This window comes from Pseudomonas sp. GM41(2012) (genome assembly GCF_000282315.2).
GTDB lineage: Bacteria > Pseudomonadota > Gammaproteobacteria > Pseudomonadales > Pseudomonadaceae > Aquipseudomonas.
In genome coordinates this window covers 2,491,875-2,506,524 of the sequence record NZ_AKJN02000006.1, presented here as the reverse complement: position 1 = coordinate 2,506,524, position 14,650 = coordinate 2,491,875, and the positions used below count along the sequence as shown (strand labels likewise).

Below are 14,650 nucleotides of genomic sequence, written 5' to 3'. Positions count from 1 at the left end.
ACAGGGGAGGGGGCAGCCTTCGGAAGCGGCTACAAGGTCATGAGTTTAGCGGCTATGGTTTCGGCGCCATTGCGCTACATCAAGCATTTATACGGGCATGAGCGGCCAGGCGATTGATGGCCCGGTCGAGGTCTTCCAGTGCGCTGGGGGCTTTGGGGTCCTGTTGCTTGAGCAGGGTTTCGCTGCGCTGGCAGGCGGCGCGCAGTTGCGGGACGCCGCAATAACGGGTCGCGCCGTGGAGGCGATGGACACGCTCGATCAGGGCGTTGTGGTCGTTGTTTTCCCGGGCGAAGCGAATCGCTTCCCGATCGGCTTCCAGCGACGCCAGCAGCATTGCCAGCATGTCCGCTGCCAGATCAGCCTTGCCGGCAGCCAGGCGCAAACCTTCTTCGTGATCGAGCACCTGCAACTCATGACCGCCACCGTGGCTATCGCTGGAGCGCTCCGGCCCATGATTGCGCAGCGCCAGGCCGGTCCACTTCAGCACTACTTGAGCCAGTTGCCGTTCGCTGATCGGTTTGGTCAGGTAATCGTCCATGCCGCTTTGCAGCAGCGCGCGTTTCTCGTTGGCCATGGCGTGAGCGGTGAGCGCAACGATCGGCAGCGGCGTGCAATGCCGTTCACTTTCCCACTGGCGAATCGCTTCAGTGCTTTGCCGCCCGTCCATGCCGGGCATCTGAACGTCCATCAGTACCAGGTCGAAGGTTTCGGTCTGCACCGCCTTGACCGCCGCGTAGCCGCTTTCCACCGCGAGGACTTTGGCGCCCATGTCCTCGAGCAGGGTTTGCACCAGCAGCAAGTTGGCCGGGTTGTCGTCGACACACAGCACCTTTGGCGCGCGGCTGGACACCGGTTCGCCGGGTTCGCTGCGGTGCTGGCGCGGGTTGACCAGGTCGGACAAGGCCCGCCGCAGCTTACGGGTGCAGGCCGGTTTGGCCTGGAGCTGGCTGTGCGGGTTGGGCACCGAGAGGTGGAACAGCGTCTGTTCGGTGGTCGGGCACAACACCAGCACCTTGCAGCCCAGGTGTTCGAGGTCCCAGATGTGCTGGTTGAGGCGCTCTGGCGGCATGTCGTTGCTGGTGATGCCGAGCACCGCCAGGTCGATCGCCTGATCGGTCTGATGCGCGCCGGTCACGCCATTGGTCAGGCTTTCCAGCGTATTGAACGGAGTGACTTCGAGGCCACAGTCTTCCAGTTGATGCTGCAACGCCTGACGGGCCAGTTCGTGGTTTTCCAGCACGGCCACCCGACGCCCGAGCAACGGCGGACCGGGCAGGTCTTCGGCGTCGTCGCGGGTTTTGGGCAGGCTCAGGCTGATCCAGAATTCCGAGCCTTCGCCGGGCGTACTGTCGACACCGATCTCGCCGCCCATCTGTTCGATCAATCGTTTGGAAATCACCAGCCCCAAACCGGTGCCGCCCGGTTGCCGGGACAGGGAGTTGTCGGCCTGGCTGAAGGCCTGGAACAAAGCGCGCACGTCCTGGTTCGACAGTCCGATGCCGGTGTCCTGAATGCTGATGCGCAGTTGCACGCTGTCTTCGTGCTCTTCCTCGAGCATGGCGCGGGCGACGATGGTGCCTTCGCGGGTGAACTTGATCGCATTGCTGACCAGGTTGGTGAGGATCTGCTTGAGCCGCAGCGGATCACCCACCAGCGACAGCGGCGTATCGCGATAAACCAGGCTCACCAGCTCCAGTTGCTTGGCATGGGCGGCCGGGGCGAGGATGGTCAGCGTGTCCTGGAGCAGGTCGCGCAAGTTGAACGGAATATTGTCGAGCACCAGTTTGCCGGCCTCGATTTTCGAGAAGTCGAGAATCTCGTTGATGATCCCCAGCAGGCTGTCGGCGGACTTTTCGATGGTGCCCAGATAGTCGAGCTGGCGCGGGGTCAGCTCGCTTTTTTGCAGCAGGTGCGTGAAGCCAAGAATGCCGTTGAGCGGCGTGCGGATTTCATGGCTCATGTTGGCCAGGAACTCGGATTTGATCCGGCTGGCTTCAAGGGCTTCCTTGCGCGCCAGGTCCAGTTCGATGTTCTGGATCTCGATGGTTTCCAGGTTCTGGCGCACGTCTTCGGTGGCCTGGTCGATGCTGTGCTGCAATTCTTCCTGCGCGTTCTGCAGGGTGCCGGCCATACGGTTGATGCCGGACGCCAGTGTGTCCAGCTCCTGGCTGCCGAGGGGCGGCAGTCGGGTTTCCAGATGACCGTCCTTGAGTTGCGCCACCGCTTGCTTGATCTGGCTCAGCGGCCGATTGATGCTCCGGCCCATGCGCAACGCCAGCAACGCCGCACCGGCCAGGCCGGCGCCGATCAGCAACAGGCTGGCGAACAGGCTGCGGTAACCGCGCAGCAGCATGCCGTTGTGGGACAGTTCAAGTTCGACCCAGCCCAACAGGCGATCGGCTTCGTCGGGAATCAAGTCGCCGGCCAGATTGCGGTGCTTGCCGAACACCGGCAGCAAGTAACGCGTCGCGTCATTGCCGCTGCGGCGCAGCATCTGCGAACTGTTGCCGATCGGCGCCTGATTGAGCATGGTCGGGCCGGCATGGGCCAACAGGGAACGGTCGGGGGCGAGGAACGATACGGCGCGCACGTCCGGTTGTTCGAGGGATTGGGTGGCAATGCGTTCCAACAGCTCGGTGTTTTTGTGGCCCATGGCCGGGGCCACCAGAGGCGCCAGTTGTTCGGCGATCATCTCGCCACGCTGCATGAGCTGGGTTTGCAGGTCGGATTGCTGCATCCAGGTGAAATAGCCGCCCAGAACCAAGGCCATCAGGCTGGTCGGCAACAGGGTCAGCAATAGCACGCGGCCTTTAATTCCCAGTTTCTTGAGCACGCATCTCTCCTGCATCCAGCGATTTAATGACCTGCACGTACGTCCAGCACGCGCCACCTGCGCAGTGTAGCGATTTGCAGGCGGGCAATCTTCGTAAAATTGATGTCGGCATTCGTCGGCTGGATCGCCACTTTTACCTCACGGGCAAACCTTGTGTTGCCCGCAGCGAGGCAATCTTGAATAATCCACAACTGAGAATTATTTGCAGATACTCATGACTCCCATCACTGCTGGACACCCTCGTATCCTGTCTATAGAAGACGACCTCGTACTCGGTGCTTATGTTCATGAACACCTGGGACGTTGCGGCTTTCAGGTGACGTGGTGCCAGAACGGTCTGGAAGGTTTGACCATCGCCCGCCAGCAAGCCTTCGATGTGGTGCTGATGGATATTCTGCTGCCGGGCCTGGACGGGCTGAATGTACTGACGCAATTGCGCCAGAGCCATTCCACTCCGGTGGTGCTGATGTCGGCGCTCGGTGCCGAGGCGGATCGCATCAGTGGTTTTCGCCTGGGCGCCGATGATTACCTGCCCAAACCGTTCAGCATGGTCGAGTTGCGGGTGCGCATCGAAGCGATCCTGCGACGGGTCGCGCTCGACCGCCGGCCAGCGCCGGCACCGATTGCGCCTTCGGCGGACAGCCTGCGTTTCGACGATGAATGCTGTGATGTCTTTTATGGCGAACACGCTGCCGGCCTGACCCGCAGCGAATACCGATTGCTGGAAACGCTGAACCGCAATGGCGATGAAGTCCTGAGCAAAGCCTTCCTTTACCAGCATGTGCTGCAGCGCGGTTACGCGCCCCATGACCGCAGCCTCGACATGCATATCAGCCAGATCCGCCGCAAGCTCAAGGCCGTCGGTTACCTCGAGCGCGAAGTGCGCACGGTGTGGGGCAAGGGTTACGTATTGAGTGCTGTCGATGAAGTGGACTGACCTGCCGGGCAGGCATTCGCTGTTCTGGAAACTGGCGTGTTTGTTGGTGGCGTTCTGTCTGCTGATGATCTGGCTCAGTTGGTCCTGGGGGCGCTACATGGAACAGAAAAACCTGTTCCTGTCCAACGAGGCACGGGGCACGCTGATGCGCTACGCCGCCGAGGCCGAGCAGGCATGGAATAAGCGTCAGAGTGCAGGCGTCGATGCCTGGTTGCACAGCGTCGGCCATCGCGAGTCGACCTGGGTCGGTGTGATTGGCGGCGATTTGCAGTCATTGAGCAGTTACCCGCTGACCGAAAAAGAAACCCGGCGCCTGACCTTTTTACGCGGTCTGGATTGGCCGACGAGTCGCCATACCAAAGGTTTGCCGTGGTTGAGAGTGCCTTTTCCCAAGGATCCGTCCGCTGGCAGTCTGGTGATCGAACTGCCCCAGCGTTTCGTGCCCGGCCGTTACCGGGTGTTCTGGCGGGTGATCACCAACGGGGTGATTCCCGGGTTGTTCACCTTACTGCTGTGCGTCGGTCTGTATCGGTTGCTGGTCGTGCCTTTGAACAGTCTGCGCGAACAGGCCAATGCCTGGCGTGCCGACCAGTTGAACGTGCGGTTGTCGAGCCGCATCACCCATCGCCCGGATGAGCTGGGTGAATTGGGCCGGGCCTTCGATCACATGTCCGAGCGCCTGCAAAGCACGGTGGCCCTGCAACAACAACTGCTGCGCGACCTGTCCCACGAATTGCGCACGCCACTGAGTCGCCTGCGGGTGGCCAGCGAAAGCGAGCAGGGGTTGACCCAATTGCGCGAGCGCATTGGCCGAGAGGTCGATGGCATGCAGCGGCTGGTCGAAGACACTCTGCAACTGGCCTGGCTCGACACCGAGCGCACTCGGTTGCCCGACGAATCGATCCAGGTTCAGGCGTTGTGGGAAATGCTCACGGAAAATGCCTGCTATGAAAGTGGCTGGCCGGCGAGCCAGTTGCAGTGTGCGGTGGATTCTTCCTGCTGGGTGCGCGGCCATCTCAATACGTTGGCTCAGGCGCTGGAAAACATCCTGCGCAATGCCATTCGTCATTCACCGCAGGGTGGCGTTGTGCGTCTGGGTGGGCAGCGCGATGGTGACTTCTGGCAGGTGTGGCTGGAGGATGAGGGCGGCGGGGTGGCTGATGAAGATCTGGAGCGGATCTTCTCGCCGTTCATCCGGCTTGACGGCTCGCGGCCGGGGGATGGTGGATTTGGGTTGGGGTTGAGCATTGCGAGGAATGCGGTGCAGCGTCAGGGCGGGCGGCTTTGGGCTGAGAACACTGAGACCGGGTTGCGGCTGAATATGCGGTTGGTGGCTGATGACGTTGGTGTCAGTGACGACGCTATCGCGAGCAGGCTCGCTCCCACAGTGGAGGTGTGTCGGCCACAAATGGTGTTATCACCCCTTAACCCTGTGGGAGCGAGCCTGCTCGCGATAGCGTCGTCACTGACACCACCATTCTGATTTTGCCGGAGCGTTCCCGTTATTTTGTACGACCTTTCCTAAAGGGTATTGCCGACACCTTAAGCCTGACTTGACGGAATAGACTCGCGTTTTCCCTCGTCCTTCAGGAGTTCGGCATGAATGCATCCAGTGTCCCCGGCAGCACAACCGACGACCGTTTCAATGAAGTGCTTGCGCTGATTCAAAGTGCCAAGCAGCAGGCCATGCAGGCGGTGAATACCCAGTTGATCGAGCTGTATTGGCAGGTGGGTGCTTACATCAGTCGCAAGCTGGAAAAAGCCGAATGGGGCGATTCTGTGGTCAGCCAGTTGGCCGAGCATCTGGCTCAGACTCAACCGGGGTTGCGCGGGTTTACCCGGTCGAACTTGTTTCGCATGCGCCAGTTCTATGAGACTTATCACGCTGAAGAGAAAGTCGCACCACTGGTGCGACAATTGTCCTGGTCGCACAACCTGATCATTTTTCATTGAATCTCGCGCAAGGCGAAGAGTACTGATCCAGCCCCTTATTCCCATAAACCATAAGCACCGTACTTTGCGTGATATGGCCTGCCGACGTTTGCCGGTATGATAGGCGCCCCCGCAGTCTGGATTGCGAATACGCCATGACCTTGCAGTACCCAACCATCGCCGATTGCGTCGGCAACACTCCGCTGGTCCGTTTGCAGCGCCTGCCTGGCGCCACCAGCAATACCCTTTTGCTCAAGCTCGAAGGGAATAACCCGGCGGGTTCGGTCAAGGACCGTCCGGCGCTGTCGATGATCACCCGCGCTGAATTGCGCGGGCAGATCCACGTCGGCGATACGTTGATCGAAGCGACCTCGGGTAACACCGGGATCGCCCTGGCGATGGCCGCCGCGATCAAGGGTTACAAGATGATCCTGATCATGCCGGACAACTCCAGCGCCGAGCGTAAAGCCGCCATGACGGCGTATGGCGCCGAGCTGATCCTGGTCACCCAGGAAGAGGGCATGGAAGGCGCCCGCGACCTCGCCCAGCGAATGGAAGCCGAAGGCCGCGGCAAGGTGCTGGATCAGTTCGCCAACGGGGACAACCCCGAAGCGCACTACACCACCACCGGCCCGGAAATCTGGCGTCAGACCGAAGGCACCATCACCCATTTCGTCAGCTCCATGGGCACCACCGGTACCATCATGGGCGTCTCGCGCTACTTGAAAGAGCAGAACGAGAGCGTGCAGATCATCGGTCTGCAACCGATGGAAGGCTCGGCGATTCCGGGCATCCGTCGCTGGCCGCAGGAATACCTGCCGAAGATCTACCAGGCCGAGCGCGTGGACCGGATCGTCGACATGGCGCAAAGCGAAGCCGAAGACGTGACCCGTCGTCTGGCCCGCGAAGAAGGCATCTTCTGCGGCGTGTCCTCGGGCGGTGCGGTGGCAGCGATGCTGCGCCTGTCCAAAGAAGTTGAAAACGCGGTGATCGTCGCGATCATCTGCGACCGTGGCGACCGTTACTTGTCGACCGGCATTTTCGACGCGCCCAACTGATGGCCAAGCAAGAGAGAGGCCTGCGCTTCCAGCCCACCGGCGGCAGCAAGGCCCCGCAAATTCCGACTGGAAAAAAGCAGCGCTTGAGTATCGAGCGCCTGGCTAATGACGGTCGCGGTATCGCGTTTTTTGAAGGTCGCACCTGGTTCGTCATCGGCGCATTGGCCGGTGAAGAAGTCGAAGCCCGCGTGTTGGGTGCCCACGGCAAAGTGGTCGAGGCGCGCACCGAACGGGTGTTCCAGGCCAGTGAACTGCGTCGCCCGGCACCGTGCCCGCATGCCGGTCGCTGTGGTGGTTGCAGCGTGCAACATTTGCCGCACAACGAACAACTCGCCCTGAAACAGCGCATGCTCGCCGAGCAGTTGTCGAAGGTCGCCGGTGTCGAGCCCGAAGAATGGGCCGCGCCGTTGAGCGGTCCGGAATTCGGTTACCGGCGTCGCGCCCGAGTGGCGGTGCGTTGGGACATGAAAGCGAAAAAACTCGAAGTCGGTTTCCGCGCCGCTGGCAGTCAGGACATCGTTGCGATCAACGAATGCACGGTGCTGGTACAGCCTTTGCAACCGATCATGACCCGCTTGCCGGAAATGCTTCGGCGCTTGAGCAAACCTCAGGCGCTGGGGCATGTGGAATTGTTCAGCGGTTCGTCGTTGGCGGTTTTGCTGCGGCACATGGCGCCGCTGTCCGACGCCGACATGACGATCCTCAAGGATTTCTGCGCGTTCCATGAAGCCCAATTGTGGCTGCACGGTGACGGTGAACCGCAACCGGTCGAGGCTGACCAGTCGTTGGGTTATCGACTTGAACAGTGGGACTTGAACCTGGCGTACCGACCGGGAGATTTCATCCAGGTCAACGCGGGGGTCAACGAAGCGATGATCGCCCAGGCGTTGGAGTGGCTGAAGCCGACGGCGGATGAACGGGTTCTCGATCTATTCTGTGGCTTGGGTAACTTTGCGTTGCCGCTGGCCAAGGTCGTTCGCGAAGTGGTGGCGGTGGAAGGTGTGCAGGCGATGGTCGAGCGGGCAGCCGCGAACGCTGCTAGCAACAATCTTCATAATGCGAAGTTTTTTCAGGCCGATTTATCCCAGCCTTTGACCGATGCCGAATGGGCGCGCGAAGGCTTTTGTGCGGTACTCTTGGACCCACCGCGTGACGGTGCTTTCGAGGCAGTGCGCAAGCTTGCGTCCCTGGGCGCCAAACGGTTGGTGTATGTGTCGTGCAATCCGGCAACGCTGGCGCGCGATACGGTCGAATTGATCAAGCAGGGCTACCGGTTAAAACGTGCCGGGATTCTCGATATGTTTCCTCAGACGGCACATGTCGAGGCCATGGCGTTATTTGAAGCGAGCTAGGACGGCTCGTCTGGTCCGACTGGCCCGCCCGTGCAGCCGCGTACTAGCCCTTACGTGGGCACACGGGCAACGAAGGTCAGCGATTTGACGCATTGAATCTGCGTCGTAGGGAAGGTAAGCAAGATGGTACAGGTGAGAGCACACCAGCCGATCAACACCGACGGCAGTATCAATCTCGAGGCTTGGCTCGATCATGCGGTCAGTGTCGATCCGGCACTGGATCGCGAAGCCTTGAAGGAAGCGTGCGAGTTTGCTCGTGCGTCTGAACAACAAGCCAATGCGGCGAAAAACCTGTGGTCCGAAGGGACCTCGAGTTTCCGCACGGGCCTTGAGATCGCCGAGATTCTCGCCGACCTCAAACTCGATCAGGATTCGTTGGTTGCCGCGATCCTGTATCGCGGCGTGCGCGAAGGCCAGATTGAGTTGCCGGCGGTCAGCCAGCGCTTCGGTCCGGTGGTCGCCAAGCTCATCGACGGTGTGTTGCGCATGGCGGCGATCAGCGCCAGCCTCAGCCCCCGTCAATCCCTCGTGCTGGGCACGCAGGGCCAGGTCGAAAACCTGCGCAAGATGCTGGTCGCCATGGTCGACGACGTTCGCGTTGCGCTGATCAAACTGGCCGAACGCACCTGCGCCATCCGTGCGGTGAAAACCGCCGATGACGAAAAACGCAACCGCGTCGCCCGTGAAGTCTTCGACATCTACGCGCCTTTGGCTCACCGTCTCGGTATCGGTCACATCAAGTGGGAACTGGAGGACTTGTCCTTCCGTTACCTTGAGCCCGATCAGTACAAGCAGATCGCCAAGCTGCTTCATGAGCGGCGTCTGGATCGCGAGCGCTTCATCGCCGACGTGATGAGCCAACTGAAGAATGAGCTGACCGCCACCGGCGTCGACGCCGACATCAGCGGCCGGGCCAAACACATCTATTCGATCTGGCGCAAAATGCAGCGCAAGGGGCTGGAGTTCAGCCAGATCTACGACGTGCGCGCCGTTCGCGTGCTGGTGCCGGAAATGCGCGACTGCTACACCGCGCTCGGTATCGTCCACACCCTGTGGCGGCACATCCCGAAAGAATTCGACGACTACATCGCCAACCCGAAAGAAAACGGCTACCGGTCGCTGCACACCGCGGTGATCGGCCCCGAGGGCAAGGTGCTGGAAGTGCAGATCCGCACCCACGCCATGCACGAAGAAGCCGAGCTGGGCGTTTGCGCGCACTGGCGCTACAAGGGCACCGACGTCAAATCCGGCTCCAACCACTACGAAGAGAAAATTTCCTGGCTGCGTCAGGTCCTCGAGTGGCATGAAGAATTGGGCGACATCGGCGGCCTGGCTGAACAACTGCGAGTCGATATCGAGCCGGACCGGGTCTACATTTTCACCCCGGACGGTCACGCCATCGACTTGCCGAAGGGCGCGACGCCGCTGGACTTCGCCTACCGCGTGCACACCGAAATCGGTCACAACTGCCGTGGCGCGAAGATCAACGGGCGCATCGTGCCGCTCAACTACAGCCTGCAAACCGGTGAACAGGTCGAGATCATCACCAGCAAGCACGGCACTCCGAGCCGCGACTGGCTGAACCCGAACCTGGGTTACATCACCACCTCGCGGGCACGGGCGAAGATCGTTCACTGGTTCAAATTGCAGGCGCGCGATCAGAACGTCGCCGCCGGTAAAACGTTGCTCGAACGCGAACTCAGTCGCCTCGGCCTGCCAGCGGTAGACTTCGACAAGCTGGCCGACAAGGCCAACATGAAGACCGCCGAGGACATGTACGCCGCGTTGGGTGCCGGTGATTTGCGCTTGGCACAACTGGTGAACCTGGCGCAGCAACTGGTCGAGCCGGAGCGCGGCAACGAACAGCTGGAACTGATTCCGCGCAAGGCCACCGGTTACAAACCGGGCAAGCGCGGCGACATCCAGATCCAGGGCGTCGGCAACCTCATGACTCAGATGGCCGGCTGCTGCCAGCCGCTGCCGGGGGATGCGATCGTCGGTTACATCACCGTGGGCCGCGGCGTGAGCATTCACCGCCAGGACTGCGCCTCGGTGCTGCAACTGGGCGGGCGCGAGCCCGAGCGGATCATCCAGGTCAGCTGGGGCCCGGTGCCGGTGCTCACCTACCCGGTGGACATCATCATCCGCGCCTACGACCGGTCCGGTCTGCTGCGTGACGTTTCGCAAGTGCTGCTCAACGAGCGGATCAATGTGCTGGCGGTCAACACCCGCTCGAACAAAGAGGACAACACCGCGTTGATGTCCCTGACCATCGAGATTCCGGGGCTGGATGCACTGGGGCGGTTGCTGGGGCGGATTTCCCAGTTGCCAAACATCATCGAAACCCGTCGTAACCGGACGCCGTGAAACCGATCCCTGTAGGAGCCGAGCTTGCTCGCGATGGCGATTGAACATTCAACACCTGTGTTGGCTGGCAGTCCGCCATCGTCGGATCGCCGCCCGGAGCAAGCTCAGCTCCCACAGGTTTGTGGTTTGCCTGATGTAGAGACTGATTGATGTATTCACTTGAAGACTTGCTGCACCTGATGAGCCGTCTGCGCGACCCGCAGTACGGCTGCCCGTGGGACATCAAGCAAACCTACGAAACCATCGTCCCGCACACCCTTGAGGAAGCCTACGAAGTCGCCGACGCCATCGAGCGCGGTGACTTCGATCACTTGCAGGGTGAGTTGGGGGATTTGCTGTTCCAGGTGGTTTATTACAGCCAGCTGGCACGGGAAGAAGGGCGCTTCGAATTCGCCGGCGTCATCGACAGCATCACCCGCAAATTGATTCGCCGTCATCCTCACGTGTTTCCTACCGGTGATCTGTACGCACCGCTGGATGTTCCGCGTCTGAATGAAGATCAGGTCAAGCAGCGTTGGGAAGAGATCAAGGCTGAAGAACGCGCCGAGAAATCATCCGCGCCAACGCAGCTGTCCTTGCTCGACGACGTACCCGCAGCACTGCCGGCATTGTCCCGTTCGGCGAAGTTGCAGAAGCGCGCAGGGCAGGTCGGGTTCGACTGGCCTGACGCCTTGCCGGTGCTCGACAAAGTACGCGAAGAGCTCGATGAAGTGCTCGAAGCCATGGCCGATAATGACTCGGTAGCGATTGCCGATGAAGTCGGTGATTTGTTGTTTTCCGTGGTCAATCTGGCGCGTCATCTCAAGGTCGATCCCGAAACTGCATTGCGTGGCGCCAACAGCAAGTTCGAAAGACGCTTCCGTTTTATCGAACAGGCATTGCGCGACACCCACCGTCCCATAGAAGATTGCACCCTCGAAGAGTTGGACGCCTTGTGGGGCGAAGCCAAACGTCAGGAAAAGAATTTGCCCAGCTGCGGTTGAGCAGTTGCCTAAGTGAGTAATAAGCACCATGAGCATTTCCCTTCGCGACCAGTTGCTCAAAGCAGGGCTGGTCAACCAGAAGCAGGCCAAACAGGTCGGCAAAGAGAAGCAGAAACAGCAGCGTCTGGCCCACAAAGGTCAGATCGAACTCGATGACTCGCAGCAGCGGGCGGCTCAGGAAGCCATGGCCGAGAAGGTCAAGCGCGATCAGGAGCTGAACCGTCAGCAACAGGAGAAGGCCGAGGCCAAGGCTCGCGCTGCTCAGGTCAAACAGTTGATCGAAGTCTCGCGTCTGCCGAAGCTGACAACCGAGGACTACTACAACTTCGTCGACGACAAGAAGGTCAAGCGCATCTGCGTCAACACCCTGATGCGCAACAAGCTCAGCAGCGGTTCGCTGGCCATCGTGCACCACGCCGGCGGTTATGAAGTGATCCCGCGTGAGGCGGCCCTGAAGATCCAGGAGCGCGATCCTCAGCGTATCGTGCAGATGAACGTGAAGACTGAAGAAGTGGCAGCCGAGGACGATCCGTACGCGGCCTATCAGATCCCGGACGATCTGATGTGGTAAGCCGTTAAAGGCTGCAGCAACGACAAACCCCGCTCATGGCGGGGTTTGTCGTTTTCAATGCTGTCATTGCTTATGCGGATTGGAGCGCTCGTTGCTGCTCCAGTTTTTCCAGTTCGGCCTTGTAGCTGTGGGCATCGGTTTCGGAGTGGAACATCCCCACCAGCATGTCTTGTTGGTGCACGTCCCAGATCCGGATACCGGCGGCTACACCCTCATGGGATTTATGTGAATCGTCGCGTTCAGTTACTTTTACAGTCATCTGCTAGCTCCAATCTCTGTTATCTGCAGCAAGGCGTGTGCAGGACTCCGTTATATGTTTGGTTAGCCTGCTAAGTAAACGACTGAGTTTGGTAACGGACTTTTGCAAAATCAGAGAAAATCCTGCAGCCCTTGAAACACGCGGCATTTGGTCGCAGGCCGCTGAGTTTCATGACAAAAGCTTCATGTTCACATTGAAGAAAATGTCTGGCTTCACACAAAACCTGTGGGAGCGAGCCTGCTCGCGATAGCGGTCTTATTCATACAGAAATGTTGAATGTGGTGCCGTCATCGCGAGCAGGCTCGCTCCCACAGGGATTGCGGTGTTCAATCTTTCAGGCACAAAAAAACGCCCCGAACCAGTCGGGGCGTTTTTGTGTGCAGCGGGGCGGGGTATTACTTACCGGCCCAGCGCTTCAGTACCAGCGTGGCATTGGTGCCGCCGAAACCGAAGCTGTTGCTCATCACGGTGTTGATGGTGGCGTCTTCACGAGTCTTGGTCAGGATCGGCATGTCAGCCACTTCCGGGTCCAGTTCGTCGATGTTGGCGGAACCCGCCATGAAGTTGCCTTCCATCATCAGCAGGCAGTAGATCGCTTCGTGAACGCCGGCGGCGCCCAGGGAGTGACCCGACAGGCTCTTGGTGGAGCTGATGGCTGGGGCCTTGTCGCCGAACACTTCACGCACACCTTTCATTTCCATGACGTCGCCGACCGGAGTCGAGGTGCCGTGGGTGTTCAGGTAGTCGATCGGAGTGTCGACGGTGGCCATCGCCATCTGCATGCAGCGGATGGCGCCTTCGCCGCTTGGGGCGACCATGTCGTAGCCGTCGGAGGTCGCGCCGTAGCCAACGATTTCCGCGTAGATCTTCGCGCCGCGGGCCAGAGCGTGTTCCAGCTCTTCGACCACGACCATGCCGCCACCGCCGGCGATGACGAAACCGTCACGCTTGGCGTCGTAGGCACGGGAAGCTTTTTCCGGGGTTTCGTTGTACTGGCTGGACAGTGCGCCCATGGCGTCGAACAGGAACGATTGGCTCCAGTGTTCTTCTTCACCGCCGCCGGCGAACACGATGTCCTGCTTGCCCAACTGGATCTGCTCCACAGCGTTACCGATGCAGTGAGCACTGGTGGCGCACGCGGAGGAGATCGAGTAATTCACACCCTTGATCTTGAACGGCGTGGCCAGGCAAGCCGAAACGGTGCTGCCCATGGTCCGCGTGACGCGGTACGGGCCTACACGTTTGACGCCTTTTTCGCGCAGGATGTCCAGCGCTTCCATCTGGTTCAAGGTCGACGCGCCACCGGAACCGGCGATCAGGCCGGTACGCACGTTGGAAACCTGCTCATCGGTCAGACCGGAGTCTGCGATGGCATCTTTCATGGCCAGGTAGGCGTAAGCCGCCGCGTGGCCGACGAAGCGGAAGATCTTGCGATCGATCAGCTCTTCGAGGGGAAGGTCAATGGAGCCGGAAACCTGGCTACGCAGACCCATTTCGGCATATTCCGGGTTGAACCGGATGCCAGGGCGGCTTGCACGCAGGTTAGCGGAGACGGTCTCTTTGTCATTGCCCAGGCACGAAACGATGCCCAGACCAGTGATAACGACGCGGCGCATGCGGATAACCCTTAGAAGTTGTCAGTGGAGGTGAAAACGCCGACCCGAAGGCCTTCGGCGGTGTAGATCTCGCGGCCGTCGACGCTGACCGAACCATCGGCGATGGCCAGGTTCAGCTTGCCCTTCAGTACGCGCTTGATCTGAATGTTATAGGTTACTTTCTTGGCGGTCGGCAGAACCTGACCAAAGAATTTCACTTCGCCCGAACCCAGGGCGCGACCGCGGCCCGGCAGACCTTGCCAGCCGAGGAAGAAACCGACCAATTGCCACATGGCGTCGAGGCCCAGGCAGCCTGGCATCACCGGATCACCTTCGAAGTGGCAGGCGAAGAACCACAGGTCCGGAGTGATATCCAGCTCGGCGACCAATTCACCCTTGCCGTACTTGCCACCCTCGGCGCTGATATGGGTGATGCGATCCACCATCAACATGTTCGGGGCGGGCAGTTGTGCGTTACCTGGGCCGAACAGCTCACCGCGACTGCAGCGCAGCAGGTCTTCCCGAGTAAAGGCGTTTTGTTGGGTCATGCGAGCTCCTCAATAGTCCCATGCGGCAGGTGGGGCAAATCTTCCCGGCCGATCGAAGCGTTCATGCCTCGAGTCAGCAGCCTACTCATAGACTATTGCGTTGTGGTGAAAGTCACAGCACCAAGGACATGAATGTACACTTGTGCACTGAAATTATTATTCAAGCCCCTTTTCGGGCCTGTTCGGGTGCCTAAGACTGCCGCACTTTCGCCTTT

The 14,650-nt window shown here is 60.1% G+C and carries 11 protein-coding genes and 1 pseudogene; 8 read left to right on the top strand and 4 right to left on the bottom strand.

Annotated features, from left to right (window positions below; translation table 11 throughout):
* Positions 1-79: 79 nt before the first annotated feature.
* Entirely contained in the window at positions 80-2,833 is a 2,754-nt protein-coding gene (locus PMI27_RS14660; protein ID WP_008147998.1) for a response regulator, read from the bottom strand.
* 214 nt (positions 2,834-3,047) lie between these two features.
* On the opposite strand from PMI27_RS14660, the gene PMI27_RS14665 reads away from it, so the two are divergent.
* From PMI27_RS14665 to PMI27_RS14700, 8 genes and pseudogenes are all read left to right on the top strand, one after another.
* Positions 3,048-3,770 (top strand): response regulator transcription factor, encoded by a 723-nt coding sequence (locus tag PMI27_RS14665; RefSeq protein ID WP_008148001.1) that lies wholly within the window; start codon positions 3,048-3,050, stop codon positions 3,768-3,770.
* Positions 3,757-5,253, top strand: coding sequence for a sensor histidine kinase (locus PMI27_RS14670; protein ID WP_008148003.1), 1,497 nt, complete (start codon positions 3,757-3,759; stop codon positions 5,251-5,253). The genes PMI27_RS14665 and PMI27_RS14670 overlap by 14 nt, the downstream gene beginning before the upstream one ends.
* Positions 5,254-5,369: 116 nt before the next feature.
* Positions 5,370-5,717 (top strand): annotated as a pseudogene (locus PMI27_RS14675) (DUF1016 N-terminal domain-containing protein); the annotation flags it as partial.
* A 140-nt stretch (positions 5,718-5,857) separates the two neighbouring features.
* Positions 5,858-6,760 carry a cysteine synthase CysM gene (gene cysM / locus PMI27_RS14680; protein WP_008148007.1) on the top strand — a complete coding sequence of 301 codons (903 nt, stop codon included), beginning with the start codon at positions 5,858-5,860 and terminating at the stop codon, positions 6,758-6,760.
* Positions 6,760-8,112 (top strand): 23S rRNA (uracil(1939)-C(5))-methyltransferase RlmD, encoded by a 1,353-nt coding sequence (gene rlmD / locus PMI27_RS14685; protein ID WP_008148009.1) that lies wholly within the window; start codon positions 6,760-6,762, stop codon positions 8,110-8,112. Before cysM ends, rlmD begins: the two co-directional genes overlap by 1 nt.
* Positions 8,113-8,235: 123 nt before the next feature.
* Entirely contained in the window at positions 8,236-10,479 is a 2,244-nt protein-coding gene (gene relA / locus PMI27_RS14690) for a GTP diphosphokinase (RefSeq protein WP_008148011.1), read from the top strand.
* A 149-nt stretch (positions 10,480-10,628) separates the two neighbouring features.
* Positions 10,629-11,462 (top strand): nucleoside triphosphate pyrophosphohydrolase, encoded by an 834-nt coding sequence (gene mazG / locus PMI27_RS14695; RefSeq protein WP_008148014.1) that lies wholly within the window; start codon positions 10,629-10,631, stop codon positions 11,460-11,462.
* Positions 11,463-11,490: 28 nt separating this feature from the next.
* On the top strand, positions 11,491-12,033 hold the full coding sequence (locus PMI27_RS14700) for a DUF2058 domain-containing protein (protein ID WP_008148015.1): 543 nt from the start codon (positions 11,491-11,493) through the stop codon (positions 12,031-12,033).
* A gap of 70 nt (positions 12,034-12,103) precedes the next feature.
* Here the strand turns inward: PMI27_RS14700 and PMI27_RS14705 are convergent, their stop codons facing one another.
* From PMI27_RS14705 to fabA, 3 genes are all read right to left on the bottom strand, one after another.
* A complete protein-coding gene (locus PMI27_RS14705; RefSeq protein ID WP_008148017.1) occupies positions 12,104-12,292 on the bottom strand; it encodes a hypothetical protein in 189 nt (62 codons plus the stop codon).
* 395 nt (positions 12,293-12,687) lie between these two features.
* Positions 12,688-13,908, bottom strand: a complete 1,221-nt coding sequence (gene fabB / locus PMI27_RS14710) for a beta-ketoacyl-ACP synthase I (RefSeq protein ID WP_008148020.1) — start codon at positions 13,906-13,908, stop codon at positions 12,688-12,690.
* An 11-nt stretch (positions 13,909-13,919) separates the two neighbouring features.
* Positions 13,920-14,435: a 3-hydroxyacyl-[acyl-carrier-protein] dehydratase FabA gene (fabA, locus tag PMI27_RS14715; RefSeq protein WP_008148022.1), complete on the bottom strand. Its 516-nt coding sequence runs from the start codon at positions 14,433-14,435 to the stop codon at positions 13,920-13,922.
* Positions 14,436-14,650 lie beyond the last annotated feature (215 nt).

Coding starts and splice junctions, on each gene's coding strand:
- PMI27_RS14665 (WP_008148001.1), top strand. CDS start 3,048: ATGACTCCCATCACTGCTGGACACCCTCGTATCCTGTCTATAGAAGAC.
- PMI27_RS14670 (WP_008148003.1), top strand. CDS start 3,757: ATGAAGTGGACTGACCTGCCGGGCAGGCATTCGCTGTTCTGGAAACTG.
- cysM (WP_008148007.1), top strand. CDS start 5,858: ATGACCTTGCAGTACCCAACCATCGCCGATTGCGTCGGCAACACTCCG.
- rlmD (WP_008148009.1), top strand. CDS start 6,760: ATGGCCAAGCAAGAGAGAGGCCTGCGCTTCCAGCCCACCGGCGGCAGC.
- relA (WP_008148011.1), top strand. CDS start 8,236: ATGGTACAGGTGAGAGCACACCAGCCGATCAACACCGACGGCAGTATC.
- mazG (WP_008148014.1), top strand. CDS start 10,629: ATGTATTCACTTGAAGACTTGCTGCACCTGATGAGCCGTCTGCGCGAC.
- PMI27_RS14700 (WP_008148015.1), top strand. CDS start 11,491: ATGAGCATTTCCCTTCGCGACCAGTTGCTCAAAGCAGGGCTGGTCAAC.
- PMI27_RS14705 (WP_008148017.1), bottom strand. CDS start 12,292: ATGACTGTAAAAGTAACTGAACGCGACGATTCACATAAATCCCATGAG.
- fabB (WP_008148020.1), bottom strand. CDS start 13,908: ATGCGCCGCGTCGTTATCACTGGTCTGGGCATCGTTTCGTGCCTGGGC.
- fabA (WP_008148022.1), bottom strand. CDS start 14,435: ATGACCCAACAAAACGCCTTTACTCGGGAAGACCTGCTGCGCTGCAGT.